Genomic DNA, 602 nt, shown 5'->3' on the forward strand with positions numbered 1-602 from the left:
CGCGACGACGACCTCGCCCGGCGGCTTAAGGCGATCCCTTCGGTGGGACCGGTGGGGGCGGCCTTGTTGACGATCAAGACGCCGGATCCGCATGCGTTCAAGTCGGGTCGCGGGCTTGCGGCATGGATGGGAGCGACGCCCAGGGACCACTCGAGCGGGGGCAAGCAGCGGCTGGGCGGGATCACCCGCGCCGGCGACGAGGCCCTGCGGGCGGTGCTGGTGGCGGGGGCGATGGCGGTGATCCGGCAGGCGCTGCGCAGCGGCAAGGCCAGCCCGTGGCTGGCGCGCATGCTGGCGCGCAAGCCGGTCAAGCTCGTCGCGGTGGCGCTCGCCAACAAGACCGCCCGCATCGCCTGGAAGATGATGGTGAGCGGGGAGCGCTACGATCCCACGCGCGCCACCACCGCCACAGCCACAACCACAGCACCGGCATGACCGACACCGCCGCACCGGAATGACAAACACGCCCGGCCGCCCGGCCGGGCTTGAGGGAGCGGCAAGCCGAAAGGGAGATGGAGCGTTCGATCGATCACGTGAGGCGGACACGCCGTGAGAGCCGACCGGCCGTCGAGGCCGTGATCCCGTTAGGCACCGCCCCACGC

Annotated in this window: 1 protein-coding gene; it reads left to right on the top strand. The window is 71.8% G+C overall.

Annotated elements, in window-relative coordinates; genetic code table 11:
* A partial coding sequence (locus TSB10GB4_RS00005) for a transposase (protein ID WP_186394055.1) occupies nt 1-435 on the top strand: 435 nt, incomplete at its 5' end.
* Nucleotides 436-602 lie beyond the last annotated feature (167 nt).

Origin of the sequence: Stappia sp. TSB10GB4 (assembly GCF_900185745.1) — a bacterium.
Taxonomy (GTDB): Bacteria; Pseudomonadota; Alphaproteobacteria; order Rhizobiales; family Stappiaceae; genus Stappia.